This is a genomic window from Pseudomonas xanthosomatis, assembly GCF_019139835.1.
Taxonomy (GTDB): domain Bacteria; phylum Pseudomonadota; class Gammaproteobacteria; order Pseudomonadales; family Pseudomonadaceae; genus Aquipseudomonas; species Aquipseudomonas fakonensis.
The window spans coordinates 4134208-4144441 of record NZ_CP077075.1 but is presented as its reverse complement, the minus strand read 5'-3'; the positions used below and the strand labels follow the sequence as shown (position 1 = coordinate 4144441).

The 10234-nt window shown below is 66.1% G+C and carries 6 protein-coding genes and 2 pseudogenes; 6 read left to right on the top strand and 2 right to left on the bottom strand.

Annotated features, from left to right (window positions below; genetic code table 11):
- Positions 1 to 32 precede the first annotated feature (32 nt).
- Entirely contained in the window at positions 33 to 980 is a 948-nt protein-coding gene (locus tag KSS93_RS18300) for an alpha/beta hydrolase (RefSeq protein ID WP_217885376.1), read from the top strand.
- Positions 981 to 1265: 285 nt separating this feature from the next.
- On the opposite strand, the pseudogene KSS93_RS18295 reads toward KSS93_RS18300, so the two are convergent.
- Positions 1266 to 1886 (bottom strand): annotated as a pseudogene (locus KSS93_RS18295) (GNAT family N-acetyltransferase); the annotation flags it as partial.
- On the bottom strand, positions 1880 to 3208 hold the full coding sequence (locus KSS93_RS18290; RefSeq protein ID WP_217885374.1) for a lysine N(6)-hydroxylase/L-ornithine N(5)-oxygenase family protein: 1329 nt from the start codon (positions 3206 to 3208) through the stop codon (positions 1880 to 1882). The gene KSS93_RS18290 and the pseudogene KSS93_RS18295, both read right to left, overlap by 7 nt.
- Positions 3209 to 3459: 251 nt before the next feature.
- Here KSS93_RS18290 and KSS93_RS18285 point away from each other — a divergent pair, with 251 nt between their 5' ends.
- The 5 genes and pseudogenes from KSS93_RS18285 to KSS93_RS26550 all read left to right on the top strand — a co-directional run.
- Positions 3460 to 4392, top strand: a complete 933-nt coding sequence (locus KSS93_RS18285; RefSeq protein WP_217885373.1) for a FecR family protein — start codon at positions 3460 to 3462, stop codon at positions 4390 to 4392.
- A gap of 429 nt (positions 4393 to 4821) precedes the next feature.
- Entirely contained in the window at positions 4822 to 6489 is a 1668-nt protein-coding gene (locus KSS93_RS18280) for a cyclic peptide export ABC transporter (protein ID WP_217885372.1), read from the top strand.
- Positions 6486 to 7193, top strand: a complete 708-nt coding sequence (gene fhuF, locus KSS93_RS18275; RefSeq protein WP_217885371.1) for a siderophore-iron reductase FhuF — start codon at positions 6486 to 6488, stop codon at positions 7191 to 7193. The genes KSS93_RS18280 and fhuF overlap by 4 nt, the downstream gene beginning before the upstream one ends.
- A gap of 20 nt (positions 7194 to 7213) precedes the next feature.
- Positions 7214 to 9592 (top strand): TonB-dependent siderophore receptor, encoded by a 2379-nt coding sequence (locus tag KSS93_RS18270; RefSeq protein WP_217885370.1) that lies wholly within the window; start codon positions 7214 to 7216, stop codon positions 9590 to 9592.
- Positions 9593 to 9850: 258 nt separating this feature from the next.
- Positions 9851 to 10074, top strand: a pseudogene (locus KSS93_RS26550) (AAA family ATPase); the annotation flags it as partial.
- Positions 10075 to 10234: the final 160 nt, after the last annotated feature.

Here is a 10234-nt window from a genome sequence, read left to right as displayed (position 1 = left end):
GCCGTTCGCCCGTTTTTGAAGGATTACCCGGTATGTCTTTGCACCCTGAATTGAGCGCGTTCCTGGACCTGGTGGAGGAGGGCCGGCTCGCCGGCCGCCCGCCGCTGCACGCCCTGAGCCCGCAGGCGGCGCGTGAGGAGTTCGAGCAGGCGTCGCGCGGGCTGGTCTGGGCCTGGCCGCAGGTTGAGCGCCAGGCGCTGAGTGCCCGAAGCCGTGACGGTGCGGTACTGGGCCTGCGCCTGTACCGCCCGCAGCCGGCTGGCGACGGGCCGTTGCCGGTGTTGCTGTACTTCCATGGCGGTGGCTATGTGGTCGGCAGCCTGGACTCGCACGACGGCATTTGCGCCGAGCTTGCCGCACGCACGCCTTGCGCAGTGCTGGCGGTGGATTACCGCCGGGCGCCGGAGCAGCGCTTCCCGACCGCGGTGTTCGATGCCGAGGACGCCTTGGCCTGGCTGCTGGCCGAGGGCGCAGCCCATGGCCTGGACGTTGCCCGCCTGGCCGTGGGCGGCGACAGCGCCGGGGCGACGCTGGCCACCGTGCTGGCGATCCAGGCGGCGCAGGCGGGCACGCCGCAGATTCGCCTGCAGCTGCTGTGCTACCCCAGCACCGATGCGTCGCGCACCACGGTGTCCAACGACTTGTTCGACGAGGGTTATTTGCTGGAGAGCGCAACGCTTGAGTGGTTCTACCAGCAGTACCAGCGCACCGCGGACGACCGCCTGGACTGGCGTTTTTCGCCGTTGCTGTGTGAAAACCTGAGCGGTGTGGCGCCGGCCTTCGTCGCCCTGGCGCAGTACGACCCGCTGCTGGATGAAGGCCAGGCCTATGCCGAGCGCTTGCAGCAGGCGGGGGTGGTGGTTGACTGCCAGCGCTATGCCGCGACGCACGACCTGTTGCGCATGGCGGCGGTCATGCCGGGGATCGATGAGGTGTATGGGCAGATGGCGGGGAGCCTGGGGGAGGCGTTGAGGGCCTGAGGTAGATCTTCAGCTCCTACAGGTTCAGTGCAGGGCTTGGCCTCGGCGCAATCCTGTGGGAAGCGGCCTTGCCGGGGCGCCGTCCGGTCGAGATGGGCTGCGAAGCGGCCCCAAGATTTTGGCATCATGCAAAATTGTCGGGGCTGCTTCGCAGCCCATCGCGACACAAGGCCGCTTCCCACAGGGATTGCATGAGCTTCAGGTCAGTGCCGTACCTGTAGGAGCCGGCTTGCCGGCGAACCCTGCCAGCCCAAATGCGCTGCCAGGGCTCACCCCGCACCAATCTCAACCAACCAGCACCGGCCCGAAATCGCGGCGCTCAAGCAGCATCAGCGCGGCGCGCTTGTGGGGGAAGTCGAATTCCTTCTCCTTGTTGAACCCCACCGACTCCATGTAGCCGATCATCTTCGCGTTGTCGGCCCGCGGCTCGGCCACCACGCGGGTGGTGCGCGGCTCGTCCAGCAGCAGCCAGCTCACCAGCGAGCGTAACCAGCAGTCGACCTTGGCCGGCCCGCGGTGGTGTTCCTCGCCCACCAGCATGTGGATACCGCGGTCGAACTCGCCGGCCGGGTAGAACGGCGCAATGCGGTCGTCCTGGGCCCAGTACACCTCGTAGTAGGCGAAAGGCTCGTCGTCGAAGCAGCCGATCACGCTGAAGATATGCGGGGTGTCGGCGACTTTCTGCAGGTATTCGCGGTGCTCGTCGAGGCTGCCTTGCTCCTGCCAGAAGTGCGCCACCCGGGCGCTGTTCTGCCAGCGATTGAAACGCTCAAGGTCGGCCTCGATGTCCAGGGTGCGCAGCGAGAACCACGCCCCCACGCGCTCGTCGAACCGCCGGTACAGCTCGCCATTGGGCTTGCTGCGGGGCAGGGCGGGGCTCAGTGGCCCGGTGCTCATGTTCATGCGGCAGTTTCCTTGAGGCCCTGGCTTTCGGCGCGTTGTTCGGCAGCCTCGGCGTTGGCCAGCAGGGCTTCGGAGATTTCCCAGGCGCGCGCCGGCAGCACCGACAGCAGGGTATCGCTCAGGCCGTGGTTGGCCTCGGAGAAGCCCTGCACGAACACGCCGGCTTTCAGCGCCGGGGTGGCGCGCACGCGGTAGCTGCGCTCCACGTCGAAGTCGCCCAGGTACTCGGCCAGCGGCGCCAGCAGGGCCTTGTGCGACTTGCGCTCGTAGCCGGTGGCAAGAATCACCGCATCGTAGTGGTGGGCCTCTTCCTGGCCGGTGGCGATGTCGCGCATCTGCAGGCGCACGCCGTGCTCCTGGCTGCTGGCGTTGAGCACCTGGGTGCGGCAGCGGAAGGCGTGGCGCTGTTTGCCCGAGACTTTCTGGCGGTAGAAGATGCCGTAGATCTGTTCGATCAGGTTCAGGTCCACCACCGAGTAGTTGGTGTTGTGGAACTCGCTGATCAGCCGCTCGCGCTCGGTTTCGGGCTGGTCGAAGAACAGGTGGGTGTTTTCCGGGGCGAAGATCTGGTTGACGAACGGGCTGTCGTCCGCAGGCTTGAGCACTTCGCTGCGCAGCACCAGGTCGACGCGCACGTTGGGGAAGCTGTCGTTGAGGTCGATGAAGGCCTCGGCGGCGCTTTGCCCGCCGCCGACCACGGCAATGCGCATCGGCTCGCCCCGGGCGCAGCGCTGCTGGTTGATGCGGCTCAGGTACTGCGAGTGGTGGAACACCCGGGTGTCGTCGCGCAGGCCCTGGAACACCGTGGGGATGCGCGGGGTGCCGCCGGTGCCAACCACCACCGAACGGGTGCGCCGGCGGTGCTCGCGGCCGTGGCTGTCGACCGAGATCACGTCCAGCAGCTCGATGTCGCCACCACCGTTGTTGACCGGCTCGATGCGCTCGACGCGCTCGCCGTACTGGCATTGGTCACTGAAGTGGGTGGCCACCCAGCGCAGGTAGTCGCTGTATTCCATGCGGCAGGGGTAGAAGGTGCCGAGGTTGATGAAGTCGATCAGCCGGCCGTGCTGCTGCAGGTAGTTGACGAAGCTGTAGCGGCTGGTGGCGTTGCGCAGGGTTACCAGGTCCTTGAGGAACGAGATCTGCAGTTCGCTCTGGCTGACCAGGGTGTCGCCGTGCCAGTGGTAGTCGGTCTGGCGGTCGAGGAACAGGCTGCGCGCGCGGCGGGCGCCGTTTTCGGCCTGCTCCTCGAGGGCGATGGCCAGGGCCAGGTTGGATGGGCCGAAGCCGACGCCGATAACGTCGAAGGGCTGGGTGCTGGGCATGCGCGGATCCTCCTTTGATGGGCTGCCCTGGGTCGCCGACAGGGGGCGGTGCAGGGGCGTACATCAGCGTGACGAATGAGCGGCGGGGATGTTCAGCGATACCTGTACCGGCGACGGGGTTGATTCTTAAAAACGCAGAATTGGCCCCGCAGGCCACCACAAGCCATTGACTTGGAGTAAGCTTGGCGAAATTTCCACACCGCCAGCCGCACATGCCAACCCCTCCCCAAGCCCCGAAGACTCCCAGCGAAATGGCCGCCGATTGGTGCGTGCGCCTGCATTTCGATGATGAGTGCAGCGACGCCGACCGCATCGAATTCCTGCGCTGGTACGACGCCGACCCGGTGCATGCCGAGGAGTACCTGAACATGTGCCGGGTGTGGCAGGTCAGCGAACAGCTGCCGCCGCGCCCTGCAGCACCTGTAGCACTGCCTGTGCGCCGCCGGCGCACAGGCGCCATGCTGGCGCGCGCTGCGGCAGTGCTGCTGGCGGTAGGCGGCGCCTGGGCCGCAGGCTGGTCGTGGGGCGTGCTGCCGGGCAGCGTGCGTTACTACATGGCCGAGCAGGGCCGCCGCCAGGTGCAACTGCCCGACCACAGCGAAGTAGAGCTGAACCTGCGCACCAGCCTGCTGTACCTGGGTTTTCGCGACCAGCGCCAGGTACTGCTGCGCGACGGCGAGGCGTACTTTGCGGTGCGCCGCGACCTCGACAAACCCTTCGTGATCAGCGCCGACAATGCGCGGGTGCGGGTGACCGGCACGCACTTCAATGTGTGGACCGCCGAGGTGCAGACCACCGTCACCGTGACCGAGGGCACCGTGCTGGTGTCGCGCAACGACGGCGGCGAGGGGCGCAACCAGGGCGCCGAGCTGACCGCCGGCATGCAGGCAGTGGTGCGCCATGGGCGCATGTTGCAGTTGGGGCGCACCGACCCTGCGCGGGCCCTGGCCTGGCGTAACGGCAAGCTGATGCTCGATGACATCAGCCTGCGCGACGCCCTGCCGCAGATCAACCGCTACCTCGAGGTGCCGCTGCAGCTGGACGCCAGCAGTACGGCCGGCGAGTTGCGCTTTGGCGGAATCTACGACACGCACGACCTGAGCCAACTGGTCAAGGCCCTGCCACGGGTGTTGCCGGTGCAACTGCGCCAGGGTGATGGCGTGATCATGATTTCGTCGCGCTGAGGCGCAGGCGCACGCAGGGCTGATGGCCCTATCGCCGGCAAGCTGGTTCTCATGGAACAAACTACAACGTATTGATTTAACGCGGTCCCTGTGGGAAGCGGCCTTGTGTCGCGATGGGGCGCGAAGCGGCCCCAAGGCCTCGGCCTCATGCAACATTGCCGGGGCTGCTGTGCAGCCCATCGCGACACAAGGCCGCTTCCCACAGAGACCGCAGTGCATCTGCGAGATCAGTTCTCTGCGCGACAGCGCAGCCCACAGGGCTGGGTGATCTTCTGCAATGACCGCGACGGCTTTGCGGTACCTGTAGGCGCCGGCTTGCCGGCGATAGGGCAGGTACAGGCAACTCAAGGCAGTCGCCCTCAGAAAATTCGCTGAACAAAAACCAACCTCATTCGTCGTTCAGGCAAGACCCGCCTGGAACCCCCGACGATGAGCCCTCTCCCAAAAACCAACCTGCGTGAACTGACCCAGATTCTGCGCCCGTTCTGGCCGCTGCTGCTGGTCTCCACCGTGCTGGGTATTCTCGGCGGCCTGAGCATCACCGGCCTGCTGGCCACCATCAACCATGCCCTGCACGCCGAAGGTGGCGCCAGCCGCGGCCTGCTGCTGGGCTTTGCCGGCCTGTGCCTGCTGGCGCTGCTGGGGTCGGTGGTTTCGGACATCGGCACCAACTACGTTGGCCAGCATGTGATTGCCCGGCTGCGCAAATCGCTGGGGCTGAAGATTCTCAGCGCGCCGATCGACCAGCTGGAGCGCTACCGCAGCCACCGGCTGATCCCGGTGCTGACCCACGACGTCGACACCATCAGCGATTTTGCCTTCGCCTTCGCACCGCTGGCGGTGTCGGCCAGCGTCACCCTCGGCTGCCTGGTGTACCTGGTGCAGCTGTCGCCGGCGATGTTCATCACCACCACCGTGGCCATTCTGCTGGGCTCGGTGGCGCAATTTTATGCCCGCTCACGGGGGATCAAGGGCTTCTTCGAGGCCCGCGACCTGGAAGACGACCTGCAAAAGCACTACCGCTCCATCGCCGAAGGCGCCAAGGAGCTGCGCATCAACCGCCCGCGCCGCTTGCGTCTGCTTGGCGAGAGCATCGAAGGCACTGCCGATGCGATCTGCCAGAAGCAGGTCAACTCGATCAACCAGTTCGTCGTGGCCAAGGGCGTGGGCTCGACCCTGTTCTTCATCGTCATCGGCGTGGCGCTCGGCTTCCAGGCCATGTGGCCGAGCACCAGCACCGCCACCCTCAGCGGTTTCATCCTGGTGCTGCTGTACATGAAAGGCCCACTGGAACACCTGCTGAGCACCTTGCCGAACATCGGCCGCGCCCAGGTGGCGTTCCGCCGGGTGGCCGAGCTTTCCGAGCTGTTCACCTCGCCCGAGCCCTGCCTGCGTGAGGCGAAGGACGCCCCGGCCCGCACCGCCATCGACAGCATCGAACTGCGCGACGTGCACTACCAGTACACCACCGAAGAGGGTGCCCCGGGCTTTGCCATTGGCCCGGTGAACCTGTCGCTGCGCAAGGGCGAGATCGTGTTCATCGTCGGCGAGAACGGCGGCGGCAAGACCACCCTGATCAAGCTGCTGCTGGGCCTGTACGTGCCGCAGAGCGGCAGCGTGCTGCTGGACGGCGTGCCGGTGGGCGAACAGCAGCGTGACGATTACCGCCAGCTGTTCACCACGGTGCTGTCGGACTTCTTCCTGTTCGAAGACCTGGTACAGGCCGGCGGCGATGTGCCGGCCGATGCCATGGCCTACCTGGAACGCCTGGAGATCGCCCACAAGGTCAGCCTCGACGATGGCCGTTTCTCCACCCTCGACCTGTCCACCGGCCAGCGCAAACGCCTGGCGCTGCTGCAGGCCTGGACCGAAGGCCGCCCGGTGCTGGTGTTCGACGAATGGGCCGCCGACCAGGACCCGACCTTCCGCCGCATCTTCTACACCGAGCTGCTGCCTGACCTGCAGCGCCTGGGCAAGACCATCGTGGTGATTTCCCACGACGACCGTTACTTCGACGCCGCCGACACCTTGCTGCGCATCGAGCAGGGCCGCCTGGTACGCCAACACGCCGGCGCCACCGAGGCCGACCTGACGTGACCCTGGCCGAGCGCCTGCCGGCGGACCTGCAGCCGCTGGCCGCACGCTGGCGGCAGTTGCCGCACAGCGATGCGCCGTCGCTAAGCCGCTGGCTGGAGCCCAAGCTGCTGGGCGTTGCCCTGGCACGTTATGCACGCACCTGGCCGCAGGCCGACCCGCGGGCGGTGGCGTCGCAGTGGCACCAGGAAAGCTGCGCGCTGCTGCTGCCGCCGCTGTTGCTGGGCGGGCTGCTGGAGGCCGAGCCGCCGAGCCTGGACCCGGCCCGCCTGCGCATGACTGTCGATGCCCAAGGCGCGCCGGCCGAGCTGCACCTGCCGCAGCCCACAGGCGCGGTACTTGGCGAGCGCGATGGCGCGCGCCTGCTGGAGCTGCTGCACGAACAACTGCTGCAACCTTTGGTCAGCCGCTTCGCCGCCCACACCGGGCTGGCGCCGCGGCTGCTGTGGGGCAACGTGGCGCTGTGCATCGACTGGGTGCTGGACATGGCCCAGGGCTGGCTGCCCGACCGCGCGCTGGGGGAAGCACGCGCGCATTTTCGCGATACCCGTCGGCAGGATGCCTGCGGTGCCTTGCGTGCAGCCCTGCGGCGCGATGCCGCCGGGGTGACGCGGCGGGTCTGTTGCCTGCGCGAGCGTCTGCCGTTGCAGCGCTGCGTGGTCTGCCCGCTGGCCAGGCGCCAGAACCTCATCAATACGCCAACATAACCATAATTGTCAGGAGCATCATGAGCGCGTTTTCGTTGAATCAACCGGCCGTCCGGCTGCGCCGCTGCATCGCTGCCGCCACCCTGGGCCTGGCCATCGCCGCCGCTCTGCCGGCCCAGGCCGAGCCGGTGCGCATCGACATCCCGGCCAAACCGCTGGCCTCGGCGCTGTCCGACCTGGGCAACCAGGCCAACCTGCAGATCATCTACAACCAGGACACCGTCTCGGGCCTGCGCAGCCGCGGCGTGTCCGGGCAGATGGAGCCGGAAGAGGCGCTGCGCCAGTTGCTGCTGGGCACCTCGATCGCCTACCGCATCGAAGGCAACCACGTCACCCTGCAGGGCAGCAGTGACGAGGCGGCCTTGATGCTGCCGAGCACCAGCATCTCTGGCCAGGCCTACAGCTCGGTGGCCCCGGACGACGGCTACGTGGCCAAGCGCGCGTCGGCCGGTACCAAAACCGACACGCCGATTCTGGAAACCCCGTACTCGGTGTCGGTGGTGACCCGAGAGCAGATCCAGGCCCAGCAACCCAAGACCGTGGCCCAGGCCCTGCGTTATACCCCGGGCATCAACTCGGAGCTTGCCGGCCCGCAGTTCGTCACCGACCAGCTGACCATTCGCGGCTTCCAGCAGGGCACCGGGCGCATGCTGCGCGATGGCACCCGCACCTTTCTGCCGGATTTTTTAGGGTGGGACGCCCCTGAGCCCTATGGCCTTGAGCGCATCGAAGTGCTGCGCGGGGCCAGCTCGGTGCTGTACGGTGCCTCCGACCCGGGTGGCCAGATCAACCTGGTGAGCAAGCGCCCGACCACCGAGCCGCTGCGCCAGGTGCAGTTGCAGGCAGGCAACCATGACTACAAGCAGGCGGCCTTCGACCTGGGCGACAAGCTGGACGAGGAGGGCGTGTGGAGCTACCGCTTGACCGGCCTGTTCCGTGAAGCCGATGCCCAGGCCGACCACATCACCAACCGCCGCGAGTACCTGGCCCCGGCGGTGAGCTTCCGGCCCAACGCCGACACCGAGCTGACCGTGCTGGCCGAATACCAGAAGCAGACCGGCAACTTCGCCAACCCGCTGCCGGCCCAGGGCACGGTGTTCCATGACCCGCGCGGGCGCCTGGACCGTGACACCTATGTCGGCGACAGCGCCTACGACTACATGACCAACGAGAAGACCTCGCTGGGTTATGTGTTCGAGCACCACCTGGACGAAATCTGGACCCTGCGCCAGAACGTGCGCTACAGCGACTACCGCCAGTCCAGCGCAGAGATTGCCATCCTCATGCCGATCGGCGACCAGTACATGCGCTACGCCGATGCGCGCAAGGGCGACGGGCGCCTGTTCACCATGGACAACCAGGTGCAGGCCAACTTCGCCACCGGCCCGGTGGAGCACACCCTGTTGACCGGTGTGGACTACAACAACGGCAAGTTCGACCAGGACCAGTCGCTGAATTTGATCAACGGCCTGTTTGATGTTTACAACCCGGTGTATGGCCAGCCGCTCAGCTTCAGCCCGTTCAGCCGTGCCAGTTATGAGCAGAAGCTGTCGCAGACCGGCGTGTACCTGCAGGACCAGCTGAAGATCGACAAGTGGGTGTTTCTGCTCGGCGGCCGCTACGACTGGGCCAGCAACCAGAAGGACGACCGCGACCCGCAGACCCAGAAGGACGAGAAGTTCAGCGGCCGTGCCGGCATCGTCTACCTGTTCGACAACGGCATTGCCCCGTACGCCAGCTACAGCGAGTCGTTCCTGCCGGTGATGGGCGTGACCGCCAACAACTCGCAGCTCGAACCCGAGGTCGGCAAACAGTACGAAGTGGGTGTGAAGTACGAGCCGCCGGGCGGCAACAGCCTGTACACCGTGGCTGTGTTCGACCTGACCAAGCAGAACGCCACCGAGACCGTCAACAATGCATCCCGCCAGGAAGGCGAAGTACGCTCCCAGGGCGTCGAGCTGGAAGCCAAGACCGAGATCAGCAAGGGCTTCAACGTGATCGGCAGCTACACCTGGAACGATGTCGAGGTGACCAAGTCGGACCTGGGCACCAAGGGCAATACGCCCTTCCGCATCCCCGAGCACATGGCTTCGATCTGGGGTGACTACAACTTCCAGGGCGGCCTGCTCGAAGGCCTGCGCATTGGCGCCGGCGCCCGTTACGTGGGCAGCACCTACGGTGACTCGGCCAACAGCTTCAAGGTCGACAGCTACACCGTGGTCGACGCGCTGGTGGCCTACAACCTGGGCAAGGTGGACAAGTCGCTGGACGGGCTGGAGGTATCGCTGAACGCCACCAACCTGTTCGACGAGGACTATGTGGCCGGCTGCTTCAGCAACGTGGGTTGCCAGTATGGCCAGCAGCGCACGATGTACGGCACTGTGACTTACAACTGGTAAGCCGGCGCGCTGGCAGGGGGCGGCTGCGCGGCCATCACATGATGACGTTCAGGCCGCCCTTGATCGTGCATTCGTACGGGGCACCGCCCATGTCTTCGGGCACGAAGGCGGTGAGCTCGTAGGGCTGAGCACCCTGTAGGAGCCGGCTTGCTGGCGATCACCTGCAAGCCGGTGCCATGATTTGCGAGCAACCGCGCAAGCATTCCCGAACACTCCCGCCGCCCGAAAAATCAGGATGCATGGCGAAAGGGAGTTCCAATGCAGCGGGTAATGATCGTCGGCCAGCCAGGCTCTGGCAAAAGCACCCTGGCTCGCCAGCTGGGCCAACGCACCGGCATGCCGTGTGGTACACATCGACACCATCCACTGGCAGCCCGGCCGAGAACACCCGCCTGTGCCACGAGGTCGAGGCCTGTGAACAGTGGGTCTTCGAGGGCGGCCACTGCGCCACTTGGGGTAACCGGCTGGCCCGCGCCGACCTGCCGTGTGGTCTGGCTGGTTGGTTTTAAAAGTTTTATGCGCATTCATTATTTATAGTGACGCTTATTCACCTGTCAGCCCTGACGCAACCCCTCGGCGTACCCCCACCCACCCCCGAAAATTTGCACTCCCCACCCCGAAACCGTTACGTTCCCACAACCC

Coding starts and splice junctions, on each gene's coding strand:
- KSS93_RS18270 (WP_217885370.1), top strand. CDS start 7,214: ATGAGCGCGTTTTCGTTGAATCAACCGGCCGTCCGGCTGCGCCGCTGC.
- KSS93_RS18300 (WP_217885376.1), top strand. CDS start 33: ATGTCTTTGCACCCTGAATTGAGCGCGTTCCTGGACCTGGTGGAGGAG.
- KSS93_RS18280 (WP_217885372.1), top strand. CDS start 4,822: ATGAGCCCTCTCCCAAAAACCAACCTGCGTGAACTGACCCAGATTCTG.
- KSS93_RS18290 (WP_217885374.1), bottom strand. CDS start 3,208: ATGCCCAGCACCCAGCCCTTCGACGTTATCGGCGTCGGCTTCGGCCCA.
- KSS93_RS18285 (WP_217885373.1), top strand. CDS start 3,460: ATGGCCGCCGATTGGTGCGTGCGCCTGCATTTCGATGATGAGTGCAGC.